Annotated in this window: 14 protein-coding genes; 10 read left to right on the top strand and 4 right to left on the bottom strand. The window is 62.4% G+C overall.

Annotated features, from left to right (window positions below; all coding sequences use genetic code 11):
* Positions 1-17: 17 nt before the first annotated feature.
* Both ACUN0E_RS31215 and ACUN0E_RS31210 read right to left on the bottom strand, forming a co-directional pair.
* Entirely contained in the window at positions 18-995 is a 978-nt protein-coding gene (locus ACUN0E_RS31215; protein ID WP_445569006.1) for a PDR/VanB family oxidoreductase, read from the bottom strand.
* 164 nt (positions 996-1,159) lie between these two features.
* A complete protein-coding gene (locus ACUN0E_RS31210) occupies positions 1,160-2,044 on the bottom strand; it encodes a LysR family transcriptional regulator (protein ID WP_445569005.1) in 885 nt (294 codons plus the stop codon).
* 148 nt (positions 2,045-2,192) lie between these two features.
* Here ACUN0E_RS31210 and ACUN0E_RS31205 point away from each other — a divergent pair, with 148 nt between their 5' ends.
* Positions 2,193-2,942 (top strand): sulfite exporter TauE/SafE family protein, encoded by a 750-nt coding sequence (locus ACUN0E_RS31205; RefSeq protein ID WP_445569004.1) that lies wholly within the window; start codon positions 2,193-2,195, stop codon positions 2,940-2,942.
* A gap of 152 nt (positions 2,943-3,094) precedes the next feature.
* Here ACUN0E_RS31205 and ACUN0E_RS31200 read toward each other — a convergent pair whose 3' ends face one another.
* A complete protein-coding gene (locus ACUN0E_RS31200) occupies positions 3,095-4,054 on the bottom strand; it encodes a LysR family transcriptional regulator (protein WP_434110216.1) in 960 nt (319 codons plus the stop codon).
* 139 nt (positions 4,055-4,193) lie between these two features.
* On the opposite strand from ACUN0E_RS31200, the gene ACUN0E_RS31195 reads away from it, so the two are divergent.
* From ACUN0E_RS31195 to ACUN0E_RS31180, 4 genes are all read left to right on the top strand, one after another.
* Positions 4,194-5,504, top strand: coding sequence for an MFS transporter (locus ACUN0E_RS31195; RefSeq protein ID WP_408230427.1), 1,311 nt, complete (start codon positions 4,194-4,196; stop codon positions 5,502-5,504).
* A gap of 18 nt (positions 5,505-5,522) precedes the next feature.
* Positions 5,523-6,767 carry a Zn-dependent hydrolase gene (locus tag ACUN0E_RS31190; protein ID WP_445569003.1) on the top strand — a complete coding sequence of 415 codons (1,245 nt, stop codon included), beginning with the start codon at positions 5,523-5,525 and terminating at the stop codon, positions 6,765-6,767.
* A 35-nt stretch (positions 6,768-6,802) separates the two neighbouring features.
* Positions 6,803-7,825 carry a histone deacetylase family protein gene (locus tag ACUN0E_RS31185; RefSeq protein WP_445569002.1) on the top strand — a complete coding sequence of 341 codons (1,023 nt, stop codon included), beginning with the start codon at positions 6,803-6,805 and terminating at the stop codon, positions 7,823-7,825.
* A gap of 305 nt (positions 7,826-8,130) precedes the next feature.
* Positions 8,131-8,877, top strand: a complete 747-nt coding sequence (locus tag ACUN0E_RS31180) for a glucose 1-dehydrogenase (protein ID WP_445569001.1) — start codon at positions 8,131-8,133, stop codon at positions 8,875-8,877.
* Positions 8,878-9,006: 129 nt separating this feature from the next.
* Here ACUN0E_RS31180 and ACUN0E_RS31175 read toward each other — a convergent pair whose 3' ends face one another.
* Positions 9,007-9,888 (bottom strand): LysR substrate-binding domain-containing protein, encoded by an 882-nt coding sequence (locus ACUN0E_RS31175; protein WP_445569000.1) that lies wholly within the window; start codon positions 9,886-9,888, stop codon positions 9,007-9,009.
* A 118-nt stretch (positions 9,889-10,006) separates the two neighbouring features.
* On the opposite strand from ACUN0E_RS31175, the gene ACUN0E_RS31170 reads away from it, so the two are divergent.
* From ACUN0E_RS31170 to ACUN0E_RS31150, 5 genes are all read left to right on the top strand, one after another.
* Positions 10,007-11,236 carry a 2-aminoethylphosphonate--pyruvate transaminase gene (locus ACUN0E_RS31170; RefSeq protein WP_445568999.1) on the top strand — a complete coding sequence of 410 codons (1,230 nt, stop codon included), beginning with the start codon at positions 10,007-10,009 and terminating at the stop codon, positions 11,234-11,236.
* A gap of 171 nt (positions 11,237-11,407) precedes the next feature.
* Positions 11,408-12,361, top strand: coding sequence for a LysR family transcriptional regulator (locus ACUN0E_RS31165; protein ID WP_408230445.1), 954 nt, complete (start codon positions 11,408-11,410; stop codon positions 12,359-12,361).
* A gap of 112 nt (positions 12,362-12,473) precedes the next feature.
* Entirely contained in the window at positions 12,474-13,451 is a 978-nt protein-coding gene (locus ACUN0E_RS31160; RefSeq protein ID WP_445568998.1) for an isopenicillin N synthase family dioxygenase, read from the top strand.
* Positions 13,448-14,341, top strand: coding sequence for an alpha/beta fold hydrolase (locus tag ACUN0E_RS31155; RefSeq protein WP_445568997.1), 894 nt, complete (start codon positions 13,448-13,450; stop codon positions 14,339-14,341). The genes ACUN0E_RS31160 and ACUN0E_RS31155 overlap by 4 nt, the downstream gene beginning before the upstream one ends.
* A complete protein-coding gene (locus ACUN0E_RS31150; RefSeq protein WP_445568996.1) occupies positions 14,338-15,444 on the top strand; it encodes a BMP family ABC transporter substrate-binding protein in 1,107 nt (368 codons plus the stop codon). Before ACUN0E_RS31155 ends, ACUN0E_RS31150 begins: the two co-directional genes overlap by 4 nt.
* Positions 15,445-15,458: the final 14 nt, after the last annotated feature.

Below are 15,458 nucleotides of genomic sequence, written 5' to 3'. Positions count from 1 at the left end.
GCGTTGAAGATTAAATCCTAAAGATCGAGCACCAGCAACGGCGAAGTAGCGCGTGAGACGCAGCAGCAGATCACTTTGCCGCTCGCGCGCTCAGCTTTGCTGAGGCAATGGTCACGATGCTCAGGCGTGCCGCTCACCACGTCGACCATGCAGGTGCCGCACACGCCTTCACCGCATGACGTATCGACTTCGATGCCGATCGCTGCCAGCGCCGCGACGATCGTCGTGTGTTTATCCACGTGTACGGTTGCACCGCTGCTGGCGATGCGCACGTCGAATGCCTCTAGCGTGTTCGCTTCGCCGCTAGCCGCCGAAGCGGGCTCGGCGGCGAAGCGTTCGAGGTGAAGCGCCCCGGCAGCAACCCGCGTTTCGCCAATCGCCACCACACGCTCCATGAAGGGCGCCGGGCCGCAAGTATAGATGTGCGAGCCTTCGCCTGCATTTGCCACACAGTCGGCCAGCACCGTATCGAGTTGTTCTCGCTCGATGCCGAAATGAAGCTGCACAAAATCACTGAACGGTGCGCGTGACAGCAAAGGCAGGAACGCCGCGTGCTCCGCGCTGCGTGCGAAATAATGCAACACGAAGTGCTCGTTCTGTTTGAGCAGGCGATAGGCCATGCTCAACAGCGGCGTGACGCCAATGCCCGCCGCAATCAGAATGTGGTCGTTCGCACCGGCTGCGAGCTGAAACAGATTGCGCGGCGCGCCGATCGTCAATTCGCAGCCGACGGTCACGTCGTCATGCAGCGAGCGTGAGCCGCCGCGCGACGCGTCTTCACGCTTGACGGCAAACAGATGCGCTTCACGATGATCCGGGTCGCCGCACAAAGAATATTGCCGCGTGACGCCCGAGGGGCCGGTGACGTCGATATGCGCGCCGGGTTCGTAGCGATCGAACGGTTGTCCATCCAGACGCGATACGCTGAACGCGCGCACACCGTGCGCTTCGTCACGCACGCTGTCGACGCGTACGTTGAAGGTGGTTCTTTCCATGATCTTGCCGGCAAAAAGACAGAGATGAGCAGAGCGGAGGCCGCATGTATTGCGTGGCGTCCGGTTGTGCGTCAAGGATAAGAAACGGCAAAGAATCAGGCAAATCGATTAAAAATCGGTTGTGAAATAAACCGCGCTGATAATAGAGCGCCAACCGAGCGTTCTCAGATTCCAGCCAGATGCCGCACCAGCGCTTTTTCCGGCCGTTTCAGCGCGTTGAGATCGCGCATGCAGATCAGCAACTGGCGCGTGGCCCAACTGTCCGTCAGTTCGATCGTGCGAATGCCAGGCGTGCTGCGATAGCGTTTGGCGGCGGTGGCCGGCACGATGGCGATGCCCGCGCCCTGTTCGACCATGCAGCAGATGCTGTCGAAGGTTCGCATGTGCGCGCGGACGCTGAGTGGCTGTCCGGATAACAGTGCGCGTTCGCCAAGATACGCATGCAACGCGCTGCTCGTACTCAAGCCGATGAATTCACGCTCAGCCACTTCAGCAAGCGTGACGCGACGGCGCGCACCCAGCGGGTCGTCACGGCTCGTGACCAGCACGAGCTTGTCGACAGCGAAGGGCAGCGTCTGCAACGCGCCGTGTTCGACGGCATCCGAGATGATGCCGATCTCCGCCGCGCCGGCCAGCACCGCTTTCACGGTTTCGGTACTTTGCCGCTCCTTCAGATCGATCTGCACGTTCGGGTGCTCGCGCAAAAACAGGCCGACCGCGGACGGTAAAAACTCGGTAATCGCGGCGGTATTAGTCCACAAACGGACGCAAGCTTTGCGCCCGGCCTGATGTTCGCCGAGCTCGCCTTGCATGCGGTCGATCTGGCCGAGCACGAGTCTTGCGTGATGCGCAAGCGTGTCGCCTGTTGCCGTGGACTCCACGCCGCGCCGGCCCCGCTCCAGCAAGGGCACGCCCAGGGCTTCTTCCATGCCGCGCAAGCGTGCGCTGGCCGATGGCAACGACATGTTCGCGCATGCCGCGCCATGCGTGATGCTGCCGGTTTCGAGAATGTGCAGGAACAGGCGGAGGTCGATCAGATCGAAGCGCATGGAGTCGGATTTGAGTTGAGGCTGCCACCGCAGCTGAATTTCAGTTTCAGCCTTAGGCATAGCCTAAGTCACTGTACGTATCTTACGCATTGTGGGCGGCGCTGCGGCAATCGAAAATCGCCGACATGATAATCAGAACAACATCCCGATGATCTCTTCTTTCGCTATGCGTGCGAGCGTGGTTGCGGCGACTTTCGTCGCGGCCGGCTTCGTCAAGGGTGTGACCGGCATGGGCCTGCCGACCGTCGCCATGGGCGTGCTCGGCACACTGATGCTACCGGCGCAGGCTGCCGCGATGCTGCTGCTGCCGTCTTTTGTCACGAACGTCTGGCAACTGTTCGCGGGGCCCAACGTGCGGGCGCTGTTCAGGCGTTTGTGGCTGATGATGGTCGGTATTGGCGTCGGAACGGTTGCGACTGCGTCGTTCATTGCCGGCGGGGGCGGCGAATGGGCTGTGGCCGGATTGGGCGCCGCGTTGACGCTCTATGCTGTGGCGGGGCTGATGGCGTGGCGCTTCTCGGTGCCGTCGCGACACGAGCGCTGGCTATCCCCGGCGGTCGGCGTGGTCACCGGCGCGATCACCGGAGGGACAGGGGTATTCGTCGTGCCGGCGGTGCCTTACCTTCAGGGGCTAACGTTAAAGAAAGAGGATCTGGTTCAGGCGCTCGGCCTGTCCTTCACCGTTTCCACCCTCGCGCTCGCCATTGGACTGGCACGCGAGCATGCATTCGCGATCGGCGACCTGAGCGAATCGCTTTGCGCGGTGGTGCCCGCGTTGCTCGGTATGTGGATCGGCCAACGGGTGCGCGGACACATTAGTCCGGCGACCTTCCGCCGCTGGTTTTTTCTGTGTCTGCTCGGCTTGGGTATTCAGTTGCTGGCGCGCGCATTCGTTTGATCAGGAAGTGACGGGAGTGAATCAGGGGGCTGGATTGTGTGGTCGACTATTCTGGATACATTGGGTGCCTTGGCCGTGCTGGCCAGCGTGGCCGCGCAGATCGCGTTCATCCGCAAGCGTGGAAGCCGGTGAACCGCCAGGCTCATCCTCAGTCAACGCGGCGCAAGCCGCTCGGGTAGCGCGTAGCGTTGCATTGTGCGCTCCATGCCGTCGAGAAACGCCTGCTCGGCGGCGTTCATCTTGCGGGCGCGCAGCCACAGCAGATCAATGTCGACGTCGACCAAACCCTCTTCCGGCGGCAGACGCCACAACCGCTGCTGCGCGAGGTCATCGCGCACGATGTGCTCGGGCAGGCAGCCGATGCCATAGCCGGCGAAGATCAGCCGGCGCACTTCGTCGAGGCTCGGCGAGGCCGCTACGATGCGTCCGGTGAAGCCGCGTTGATCGCGAAACACGGTAAGCGGTGAAAGGCTGTCGCCGATCTGGTCGCTGGTGAACGACACGAAGTTTTCCGCCAGCAACTGATCGATCGAGAGGGCATGCCGCCCGAACAGCCGATGATGCCGCCCGCAAAAAAGCGCATACCGTTGGCGCAGAAAACAACGCTGCTCGAGTTTGTCGACGGGTGTTCGGCATAGGCCGAGGCCAGCGGTAGCCGTCTTTTGCAGCAGCGACGAGATGATGTCCGACGAGCGCATCACTTCGATGTGCAAGTCCACGCGCGGATAGGTCTTGTGGAATTCCGCGAGGAATTCGTCGTAGACGCCGGAGTCGATCCGGCTCACCGTGAGAAGCCGGATCGACCCGGTGATGTCGTCGCTGCGGTCGTCGAGTTCGGTTTCCAGCCGCGACATGTGGCCGTAAATATCGCTGGCGATCCGGTACACCTCCTCGCCGGCGCGGGTGGGTTCGAAGTGCGGGCCGCGGCGCTGGATCAGGTTGCGCCCGAGCGTGTCTTCGAGCCGCTTGAGCGCCTGGCTGACCGCGGGTTGCGTCAGATGCAAACGGGCCGCGGCACGGCTCACGCTGCGCTCCTGCATGATCACGAGGAAGGTGCGCAGCAGGTTCCAGTCGAGCCTGTCATTCAAAAAACGCGTAACGTCCGCGCGCAGTTGAGTCATGGAATCACCCTAGGTATTAGCAAAATTTATAGTTGAGATAATAAACCGAAATTTGACTAATGTTTTATGGCTGGCGATAAAACCCCTCACAAGATGCCCTGATCTCAGGAATCGCGACTGAGGAGCCGCCATGAACGCTTCAACTCAAGCCACCCGTCAGCCCGTGCGAGCGGCAAGCGCCGCTTTCATCGGCACGATGATCGAGTGGTATGACTTTTACATCTACGCCACCGCCGCCGCGCTGGTGTTCGGCGAGTTGTACTTTCCTTCGCACGACCCGTTTGTCAGCACGATGGCGTCGTTCGCGACCTTCGCGGTCGGGTTCTTTGCGCGGCCACTCGGCGGCGTGATCTTCGGCCACCTGGGCGACCGGATCGGCCGCAAGAAGGCGCTGATGACCACGCTGATGATGATGGGCGTCGCAACCGTGTGCGTCGGCTTGCTGCCGGCTTATGCGAAGGTCGGCGTACTCGCGCCCGTGCTGCTGGTGCTGCTGCGTGTGGTGCAAGGCGTGGCCGTGGGCGGCGAGTGGGGCGGCGCCGTGCTGATGGCCGGCGAACATGCACCGAAAGGGCGGCGCACCTTCTTCGCCTCGTTCGCGCAACTGGGCAGCCCGGCCGGACTGATTCTCTCGCTGATCGCATTTCGCGCGGTCACGTCGATGCCGCACGACGATTTCATTGCATATGGCTGGCGCCTGCCGTTTCTGGCTAGCGCGGTGCTGCTCGCGGTCGGCATCTTTATCCGCATGGGGGTGAACGAGTCGCCGGAATTCCAGCGCGAGAAAGAGGCGAAGCGCACTGTCGAGTTGCCGATTGCCGAAGTGTTCCGTTCTTCCGGCGCGCTCGTTGCGCTGTGCATCGGCGCGAACACAATCGGTATTGCGGGCGTGTATTTCACCAATACCTTCATGATTTCGTACACCACGCAAAACATCGGCGTGTCGAAATCGCTGATTCTCGATTGTCTGTTCGCGGTCGCGATCATCCAGTTTCTGGCGCAACCGCTGGCTGCATGGCTTGCTGAAAAGATCGGCGGTGCGCGCTTCCTGAAGCTCGCCGCGTTTGCCGCGATGCTCTCGCCGTATCCCATGTTCACGCTCGTGCAAAGCGGCAGCCGACTGTCGATGATTGTCGGCATCGCGCTCGCGGTGGTGTGTATGGCGAGTTTCTATTCGGTGATCGCGGGCTTTGTCAGCGGGATATTCCCGGTGCGTGTGCGTTATTCCGCGATCTCGCTTTCGTACCAGGTGTGCGGTGCGATCGCGGGTGGTTTGACGCCGCTGGCGGGAACATGGCTCGCCCACAAATTCGTTGGCCAATGGTGGCCGCTTGCGGTGTTTTACACGTGTCTCGCGGGCATCTCGTTGTCGTGCATCGTCGCACTGGATGCGCTGAAACACCGCCGTGCCGATGCACCCGACGCACTGCCGGTACATTGAATCAAAGGGAAATCAAAGATGTTGAAAGTCGATGGACAACGCCTGTGGGCGAGCTTGATGGAAATGGCGACACTCGGCGCGACCGCGCGCGGTGGCGTCCGGCGTCTGGCGCTGACGGAAGAAGACCGCCTCGGGCGTAAGTTATTCGCCGATTGGTGCAGGCAGGCGGGCATGACGGTGCATACGGACGAAGTGGGTAATCTGTTTGCACGCCGCGAAGGAACGCAGATTGACGCGAAGCCTGTTTTGATCGGCAGCCATCTCGACACACAGCCGGAAGGCGGCCGTTTCGATGGCGTGTACGGCGTGCTGGCTGCACTGGAAGTGATTCGGAGTCTGAACGAACAGAACATTCAGACACATCATCCGATTGAAATCGTCTCGTGGACCAACGAGGAAGGCGCACGTTTTACGCCAGCGATGCTGGGCTCCGCGGTATTCGTCGGTGCGACGCCATTGGACGAAGCATTGCGAACCCGGGACGCACAAGGCGCCACGCTCTCCGAGGCGCTTCAGGCGTGTGGCTATGAAAGCGGGCGTCATCTCGACGTGAACCAGATCGAGGCCTATTTCGAAGCGCATATCGAGCAGGGGCCGATTCTGGAAAGCCATGGCCATCCGATCGGTGTCGTCACCGGCGGGCAGGCGATCCGCTGGCTCGACGTCGACGTGACCGGCGTCGCGGCACACGCCGGCACCACGCCGATGCCCTATAGAAAAGATGCTTTCTTCGCAGCCTCGGCCATGGCGCTCGAGCTCGAAGCCATCGCCCAACGCTACGCGCCTTCGGGACTGGTCACGATAGGTCAGATCGACGTGCCGAATTCTTCGCGCAATACGATCGCCGGTAAAGTGACGTTCACCGTCGATCTTCGTCATCCCGACGATGCAACGATCGACGCCATGGAGCGAGATGTGCGCCTGGCATTCGAGCAAATCTCCACGCAACGCGGTTTGCAAGCCGCGATTTCGACTTACTGGAAGAGTCCTGCAACGCCATTCGATTCAGACTGCGTCGCGCTGGTCGAACAGGCGACGCAGCAACTCGGCTACTCATATGAGCGTATCGTCAGCGGTGCGGGACATGATGCGATTCATCTGGCGAGGCACGTGCCGACCGCAATGGTGTTCATCCCGTGCGTCGACGGCCTCTCGCACAACGAAGCCGAAGATGCACTACCCGGCGACGTAACCGCGGGTGCGAATGTGTTGATCAATGCGGTGCTGGCGCGTGCGAAGGCGGCCGCACCGGCCTACGCCTGAATACAGCTGAATAGTGAAGCCAAGGAACTGGACCCATGCAGACGTTTTTTCATCCGGCACAGTTGAAGCATCATCCGCGCAGCTATCTGTCGCGCGGTCAGATGCGCTCGCCACAGGAAGTGCCTGAGCGCGCGTTGCGGCTCGTCGAAGCCGCGAAGAAGCTTGGCTTCGACGTGCGCGAACCGGCAGATTTCGGTACTGCGCCGCTCGCCGACGTACACGGGATGAACTATCTGCGCTTCCTCGAAGAAGCGCACCGCGAGTGGAAGAAGATTCCTGCGGAATGGGGCGACGAGGTGATGTCGAACGTATACATCCGCGAGAATAATCCTTTGCGCGGCGTACTTGCGCAAGCTGGACGCTACCTCGCCGATGGCAGTTGCCCGGTCGGCGCGGATACCTACGAATCGGCCTACTGGTCCGCGCAAAGCGCGCTGGCAGCCGCGCACGCGATTCTCGACGGCGCGGGCGAAGCGTATGCCTTGTGCCGCCCGCCAGGCCATCATGCGCGTGCCGAAGCGGCAGGGGGTTTCTGCTATCTGAACAATGCAGCTGTCGCGGCGCAGGCGCTACGGGAAAAATACGGGCGCGTCGCGATTCTCGATACCGACATGCATCACGGCCAGGGCATTCAGGAGATTTTCTACGGCCGCGACGATGTGTTGTACGTGTCGATCCACGGCGATCCCACGAATTTCTATCCGGTAGTAGCCGGCTTCGAAGACGAACGCGGCGCAGCGAAAGGCGAAGGCTACAACGTCAATCTGCCGATGCCGCACGGTTCGTCGGAAGCGGTGTTCTTCGAGCAACTGGATGCGGCGTTGCGCGTGGTTGCGCGTTTCCAACCCGACGCGCTGGTCGTTGCACTGGGCTTCGATATCTACAAGGACGATCCGCAATCGATGGTGGCCGTGACGACCGAAGGCTTCGGCACACTCGGCGGTAAGCTCGGCGGGCTGAAGCTGCCCACGCTGATCGTGCAGGAAGGCGGCTATCACATCGAATCGCTCGACGCGAACGCGCAATCGTTCTTCGGCGGGTTTGTATCGAAGCGATGAAGTAGGCGGGGCATGTCCCACCGAATTTTGTATGCGGGGCCAGAAAGATGCTGTAAGCGTCAAAAGGCATCGCGACGCCCCGCGAAATTGTCTGACCGTTGCCTGTGCGTCCCGCCCGCCGCGCCTTTCCGATTGTTCGGCTCATCCGACGTATCTATTCGTTTTGAGCCGCTTTATCCATGCGGCTTGTGTGCCTACATTGTGTCCTGTGACAGCGCCATTGCATTTCCAGCTTCATCGACGTCAGCCCCGCGAATCTTCGCGACAGCGACGTCGGCGCGAACTCCATCCAAAAGGACATGATCATGAGCAAGCTCACAGGTAAGGTTGCGGTTGTAACGGGTGCATCGAAAGGCATCGGCGCCGCGATTGCGAAGGCACTGGCTGCGCAGGGCGCGTCGGTCGTGGTGAACTATGCGTCCAGCAAGGCGGGCGCGGACGACGTAGTCGCCACGATCACCGCGGCGGGCGGTAAGGCAGTGGCCGTTGCCGGCGATGTCTCCAAGGCAGCCGACGCGAAAGGCATCATTGATACGGCCGTCGAAACGTATGGCCGCCTCGACATTCTGGTCAACAATTCCGGCGTGTATGAGATGGCGCCGATCGAAGATATCACCGAAGCGCACTTCCATAAGCACTTCAATGTGAACGTGCTGGGTCTGCTATTGGTCACGCAAGCAGCGGTGAAACATCTGGGCGAAGGCGGCAGCATTGTGAACGTCAGTTCGGTTGTCAGCCGTATCACGCCACCGGGCAGTTCGGTCTACACCGCCACCAAGGGCGCCGTGGACGCCATCACCGGTGTGCTGGCACGTGAACTCGGCCCGCGCAAGATTCGCGTCAACTCCGTGAATCCCGGCATGGTGGAAACTGAAGGCACGCATAGCGCCGGCTTCGTTGGCTCGGACTTCGAGACCTGGGCAATCAGCACGACACCGCTTGGCCGCATCGGTCAGCCTGACGATATCGCCGACGTTGCCGTGTTCCTCGCCTCCGACGATTCGCGCTGGTTGACCGGCGAAAGCCTGATCGCCAGTGGCGGTTCGCGGTAACAGGATGATGCGCAGCGTGTGTTCGGGTGTTGGTGCGTCGTGAGTCGAGGCGCCATCCCGATCCACGCTCACCGCGTCAGGACTGCATGAAAACGCCGCCGGGCAACGCGTGCCCGGCGGCGCTCTGTTTTACCGGGTTGTCACGGCAGCGGCGTTTGTCAACTCCACCGCAAACAATGCATCGAGAAGATTCGACCCCGGCCGCTCGGCGAGCCGCGTGAGCGATTCGATCATCTGCACCTGGCAATCCTGCAGCGGAATCGTTCTGATCCGCCGCGATTCGTTGAATTCGGCGCGCGCGATCACGCCGACACCCATACCTTGTGCGACCGCTTCCTCCAGCGCTTCACGCCCGTCTACGTACATCACCGGCTCGACCTGCAACGACTCGCGCACCAATTCGATTTCCAGCAACTGCTGCGTGACGGATTGCGGCTCGCGAAAAATCATCGGCTGTTGCACGAGTTCCGCGTAACTCAGCTTGCGTTTCTTTGCCACCGGATAGCTCGCCGGCACCATCGCCACCAGCGGATCGCGTCGCAGCACGCGCGACACGAGGCGGCTGTGCACCTGCGGCGCGGCGGTAATGGCAGCGTCGACCGCGCTCGACAGTACGCGCTGCATGCAGTCCGCGGCATTGGCGATCGATAGCGTCACGACAATCCCCGGATGTAACTTGCGAAATGCGCCGATCAGCGCGACAGCCAGATCGGGTGCGTCCGCGACCAGCGAAAGCGAGCCCGACTCGAGCCCACCCGCCGATTCGAGGAGTTGCCGCGCATCGCGCTCGCAACTGAGCATCTGCCGCGTCACGCTGAAGAGACGCAGGCCGAGTTCGGTCGTTTCGACGCCGCGTGGACCTCGGTTGAACAATCTGACGCCGTAATCCTGCTCGAGCCGCTTCACATGATCCGACACCGCCGGCTGCGTGAGCGACAGCGCTTGCGCCGCTTTGGAAAACCCGCCGTGTTCCGCGACCGCATGAAACGCACGCAATTGCGCGTATTGCACGTCTGCCTCCTCGAGAGATAAGTTTTTACGATACCAGAATCAATTATATCGATTTTGCCGATGGGCAAGCTTTCTGTACTGTGTCATGACCGAAACAGCGATATGGAAGATTCCGACCATGAAAAACGCGACGAACAGCGCCCCGACAGTGTCCGCAATGCCTTCAGCCGTGACGTGTGCCATGCCGGCCAGGGGCGAGCCCTATCTGTTGACGCCGGGACCGTTGACCACGGCGTTCTCGACCAAGGAAGCGATGCTGCGCGACTGGGGCTCGTGGGACGGTGACTTCCGGGCGATGACTGCGCACCTGCGCAGCAGCCTGCTGGACATTGCCGGCGACACCGCCGGCGAGTACGACTGCGTGCCGCTCCAGGGCAGCGGCAGTTATTGCGTCGAAGCGATGCTCGGCAGCCTGATTCCGCGCGACGGCCATGCCCTGGTGCTGGCCAACGGCGCCTATGGCAAGCGCATCGCGACCACCCTCGGTTATCTCGGCCGTGCCTGCACGGTACTCGACAAGGGCGACTATCTGCCGCCGCGCGGCGCCGAAGTCGAAAGCATGCTGGACGCCGATCCAGGCATCACGCACGTGGTCGCGGTGCATTGCGAAACGAGCTCCGGCATTCTCAATCCCATTGAAGAAATCGCTGCCGCCACCGCGAAAAAAGGCCGCAAGCTGCTGATCGACTCGATGAGCGCATTCGGCGCGGTGCCGCTCGATGTGAGGCAAATTCAGTGCGAGGCCTTCGTCTCGTCGGCGAACAAGTGCATCGAGGGCGTGCCTGGCTTCGGTTTCGTGATCGCCCGCAAGCGCGCGTTGCAGGAGGCCAAGGGCCGCAGCCATTCGCTCTCGCTCGACGTGTATGACCAGTGGGACGTGATGAACCGTACCGGGCAATGGCGCTTCACGCCGCCCACGCACACCGTGGCCGCGTTTATCGAGGCATTGCGTCTGCACCAGCTCGAAGGCGGGCAGGCCGGGCGCCTCGCGCGTTATGCGAACAATCGTGACGTGCTGGTCGCGGGCATGAAGGAGCTCGGCTTCGAACTGCTGCTGAACGCTCGCTGGCGCTCGCCGATCATCGTGACTTTTTTTGCGCCGGCGCATGCGTCGTTCAAGTTCGAGCGCTTTTATGAATTGATGAAGGAGCAGGGTTTCATCATTTATCCGGGCAAGCTGACCGTGGTGGACAGCTTCCGCATCGGCTGCATCGGTCAGGTGGATGAGCGCGTGATGCGCCGCGTGGTACGGGCGTGCGCACAGTCCTTGCAAGCGCTGGGCGTCGACCATGCCGCGCCGCCGGCGGTGGCGATCGAAGAGCGCAAGGCCTTGGCCGAAGCGGCTTGAACAGGGCCGCTCGAGTGCGAGGCGAGCGGCCCTAATGTGTCAAAACGTGGGTTTCGGTAAGCGTAGGGCTTTTTGCTGTATTTTTCGAAGGCGTACTGTTGAGCGACAGTGCGCTTTTTTTGTTGCTGATGGTCAGCGTGACTTTACCCATAAATAACAACCCGGACCGATATGTCGAAAACCACGGTGGCCGATGCCCTCGCATGGCACATCCACGCGCGCTCGCTTCGCTATTTCGATGCAATTCGGCGCTGTAGCTCCATCCGTGAAGCGGCGCGGCAATTGCACGTTGCCTCTTCGGCGGTGAACCGGCAGTTGCTGAAGCTTGAAGCGGAAGTCGGCACGCCGCTCTTCGAGCGGCTCCCGGCGGGGCTGGCATTGACGGCTGCGGGCGAGGCGTTCGCGCGGCATGTGATTACCGTGCTGCAGGACGCGCGCCGCTTCGAGAGCGAGATGGACGCGCTGCGCGGAATCCGTCGCGGCGAGATCGGCATCGTCACGGTCGAGGGGCTCAACTCGAGTTTTCTGCCGGACCTCGTCGAACGGATGCTGACGCGTTATCCGGCGATCCGTTTTCAGGTGCATACGGCCGGTTCCGCGTCGATTGCCCGCACGATTCTGGATGGCGACGCCGACCTTGGCCTCGCGTTCTCGCTGCCGCGCACGGACGACTTGCAGCAACTCGCCGTGGGGCGTTTCCAGCTCGGTGCGATCGTCGCCGCGGATCATCCGCTCGCCGGCGAGACAAGCGTCACGTTCGCGCAGTGCGCGCGCTATCCGCTGATTCTCGGCAACGCGCAATTGTCGATCAGCGGGTTGCTCGAACCGTTGATCCGTCATTGCGCGTTGCCGCTGCAAACGGTGCTCGAAAGCGATTCGATCGAGCTGATGCGGCGCATGGCGGCACGCGGGCGCGGCGTGGGGTTCCAGACTCGCCTCGGGCTGGAGCGCGATCTCGCGGACAGCACGCTGGTGCATATTCCACTGCGCACGCCGCGCGCGCTGGTCTCCGAGCTGGGCGCCTACGCACGCGCCGGGCGCACCTTGACGCCCGCGCTCGATGCATTCGTTCGGCTGCTTGCCGAGGCGATCGCCGAGCGGGAGGGCGACGAGCCGGCGGTCTGACGACTCGCGCCGGTGCTGATGCCGAAACGGCATCAGCATGCACTTTTTTCTGCGCTTTTTTGATCACCCGCCGCGATCTAGACTCGGTCAAAACGGGTTCAAGGGAGCCGGGATGTCCGAAGTGCTATCAGCCAAAGCAGTGCCGCACACGAGCCTGCCTGTCATCGACGTGGCCGGGCTTGCATCGGCCGATCCGCTGCAACGCGCGGCGGTGGGCGCGGCGCTCCATGCCGCTTGCATCGACAAGGGCTTTTTCTACATCGCCAGTCACGGCATCGAGCCGGCCTTGATCGACGCGGCGCGCGCCGAAGCCGAGCGCTTTTTCGCGCTGAGCGACGCTGAGAAGCGCCGGGTCGACAAGGCGCAGTCGTTCTGCAACCGCGGCTATGAGCCGTTGCGCGGCCAGGTGCTGGAAGCGGGCACGCCGCCCGATCTGAAAGAAGGTTTTTACATCGGCAACGAACTGCCGCTCGATCATCCGCGCGTGGTGGCGCGCGCGTTCAACTGCGGGCCGAATCAGTGGCCGCGCCAGTCGCCCGGTTTTCGTCCGGCCATGGAGGCTTATTTCGCGGCGCTGTTCGACCTGTCGACGCGTTTGACGCGCGGCCTTGCGTTGTCGCTCGATTTACCGGAAGACCATTTCGACGCGTTCTGCGACGAGGCGATGGGCACGCTGCGCCTGTTGCACTATCCGCCGCAACCGGCACAGGCGTTGCCCGAGCAGAAGGGCTGTGGCGCGCATACCGACTTCGGCTGTCTGACGCTGCTATGGCAGGACGCAACCGGCGGTCTGCAAGTGCAGGACAGCGAGGGCGGGTGGATTCACGTGCCGCCGCTGCCCGGCACCTTCGTCGTCAATCTGGGCGACCTGATTGCGCGCTGGACCAACGAGCGCTATCGCTCGACCCTGCATCGCGTGGTCAATGCGTCGGGCCGCGAGCGTTACTCGATGCCGTTCTTCTTCACCGGACGGCCGGACTATGTGGTGACGTGTTTGCCGGGTTGTACGGTAGAGGGTGAAGCGCCGAAGTATCCGCCGATCACCGTGGTGGGTCATCTCGAAGCGTGCTACCGGAGAACTTACGGATGACGCCGGTGCGCACCCCCGCAGCGGGCATGCTGCTGATTCACGGCGCGTGGCAGGGCAGTTGGGCGTGGGACGCCTGGCTGCCGGAACTCGCGGCGCGCGGTTGGACGTACAAGGCAGTCGATCTGCCCGGCAATGGCGCGAATGTTTCACGCGATGCCGGCCTCGAAGTCTCGTTGCCAACCTATGTCGACGCGCTGACTGAAGCGCTCGCGGCATTCGACGGCCCCGTCGTCGTGGTCGCGCATAGTGGCGCGGGTGTGCCGGCTTCGCAGCTGGCCGAAGCGTTGCCCGAGCGGATCGCGTGCCTCGTCTATGTTGCGGGGATGATGTTGCCGTCGGGCATGGGTTACGCGGCGCTCGTCGAGACCAGCGCCGCAGATGTGCCGGATGCCGGCGGCATCGCACCGTATCTGCAATGGAGCGACGAGGGCGCCACGACCATCGTTCCGACCGAGGCGGCGCTTGAAATCTTCCTGCACGATTGCCCGCCGCAAGCGGCTCGGCAAGCCGCCGCGAAACTCACGCCCCAGCAGGAAAGCGGCCGGGCGATCGTCACGACGCTGAGCGCGGAGCGTTTTGGCAGCGTACCGCGCATTTATGTCGAAGCGCTGCGTGACCGCTCCGTGCTGTTGCCCCTGCAACGCAAGATGCAGGCGCTGGTGCCTGGCGCGATCGTGCGCTCGATCGACTGCGGCCACGTGCCTCAACTCGCACGGCCCGCTGAACTAGCTGAGCTGGTGTGCGACGCGCTTGCCGGGATCGGTATCGCTTCTTCTGCTTTTTCTGCGTCGGCTGCTTCGGCGTCTGTGGGTTCTTCCGCTTCCCCGGTTTCTGCTGACTCAGCCTCTGCCGCCATTTTCCATTCCCTTACTACCGGAACCTCGTCATGACCCGACTCAATCGCTTCGGCCGGTTGCTTCTCGCCGGTAGCGCGGCTTCGCTTGTTGCGCTTGCAACCATGAGCGCGTCCGCCGCTGCCGCCACCGACGCGCCGCTCGATGTCTCCATTGTCTATCTCGGCAATCCGGGCGATGCGGGCTGGACCCATGCGCACGACCTCGGCATTGCCTCCGCGGAAAAGCAGCTCGGCTCGCAGATCAAGGTGACGCGCGTCGAGGACGTCCCCGAAAACGCCGATGCGGCCCGCGTGTTCCGCGACCGCGCGGCGAAGGGCGACAAGATCGTGATCGGCACGTCGTTCGGCTATATGGATTCGATGATGAAAGTCGCGCACGATTATCCGGACACCGTGTTTCTGCATTGCTCCGGCTACAAGAGTGCGCCGAACCTCGGCAACTTCAACGGCAAGGTGTATGAGTCCGCGTATCTGGCCGGGGTCGTCGCCGGCTATGTATCGAAGTCGCATGTGCTTGGTTTTGTCGGCTCGGTGCCGATCCCGGAAGTGGTGCGCAATATCGACGCGTTCGCGCTCGGCGCGCGTTCGGTCGCGCCGCAAACGGTCGTGAAGGTGGTATGGATCAGCAGCTGGTTCGATCCTGGCAAGGAGCGTCAGGCGGCTGAAACGCTGGTCGGACTCGGCGCCGACGTGCTGATGCAGAACACCGATTCCACCGCGACGATGGCCGTGGCCGAGCAGCACAAGGTCCACGCGTTCGGCTGGGATTCGGACATGAGCCACTGGGGCCCGCATGCGCATCTGGGATCGGTGGCGTACGACTGGGGTATTTATTACACCCGGGTGATCGACGAAGTGCGCCGTGGCACGTGGACTAACAAGCCGGTCTACTGGGGTGTCAAGGAAGGCATCACCGACCTGGTGAATGTGAATACAGCGGTGGTGCCGGCGGATGCGCAGCATGCACTCGCCGAGAAGCGCGCGGCTTTGGTCGCGGGCCGCCTCGATCCGTTCGCCGGACCACTGAAGGATCAGAGCGGCAAGTTGCGGGTCGCTGCCGGCGCCACGCTGTCCGCGGACGATACGAACCGGATAAACTGGTTCGTCGACGGTGTGCAGGGCAGCGTCGCGCAATGACGGAGAAGGCGGCT

The organism is Paraburkholderia sp. D1E (genome assembly GCF_052682275.1).
Note: the sequence above shows the minus strand (reverse complement) of the source record. Positions and strands in the feature narration are given on the sequence as shown.

Coding starts and splice junctions, on each gene's coding strand:
- ACUN0E_RS31165 (WP_408230445.1), top strand. CDS start 11,408: ATGTCGAAAACCACGGTGGCCGATGCCCTCGCATGGCACATCCACGCG.
- ACUN0E_RS31195 (WP_408230427.1), top strand. CDS start 4,194: ATGAACGCTTCAACTCAAGCCACCCGTCAGCCCGTGCGAGCGGCAAGC.
- ACUN0E_RS31205 (WP_445569004.1), top strand. CDS start 2,193: ATGATCTCTTCTTTCGCTATGCGTGCGAGCGTGGTTGCGGCGACTTTC.
- ACUN0E_RS31210 (WP_445569005.1), bottom strand. CDS start 2,044: ATGCGCTTCGATCTGATCGACCTCCGCCTGTTCCTGCACATTCTCGAA.
- ACUN0E_RS31190 (WP_445569003.1), top strand. CDS start 5,523: ATGTTGAAAGTCGATGGACAACGCCTGTGGGCGAGCTTGATGGAAATG.
- ACUN0E_RS31150 (WP_445568996.1), top strand. CDS start 14,338: ATGACCCGACTCAATCGCTTCGGCCGGTTGCTTCTCGCCGGTAGCGCG.
- ACUN0E_RS31170 (WP_445568999.1), top strand. CDS start 10,007: ATGAAAAACGCGACGAACAGCGCCCCGACAGTGTCCGCAATGCCTTCA.
- ACUN0E_RS31215 (WP_445569006.1), bottom strand. CDS start 995: ATGGAAAGAACCACCTTCAACGTACGCGTCGACAGCGTGCGTGACGAA.
- ACUN0E_RS31180 (WP_445569001.1), top strand. CDS start 8,131: ATGAGCAAGCTCACAGGTAAGGTTGCGGTTGTAACGGGTGCATCGAAA.
- ACUN0E_RS31160 (WP_445568998.1), top strand. CDS start 12,474: ATGTCCGAAGTGCTATCAGCCAAAGCAGTGCCGCACACGAGCCTGCCT.
- ACUN0E_RS31185 (WP_445569002.1), top strand. CDS start 6,803: ATGCAGACGTTTTTTCATCCGGCACAGTTGAAGCATCATCCGCGCAGC.
- ACUN0E_RS31155 (WP_445568997.1), top strand. CDS start 13,448: ATGACGCCGGTGCGCACCCCCGCAGCGGGCATGCTGCTGATTCACGGC.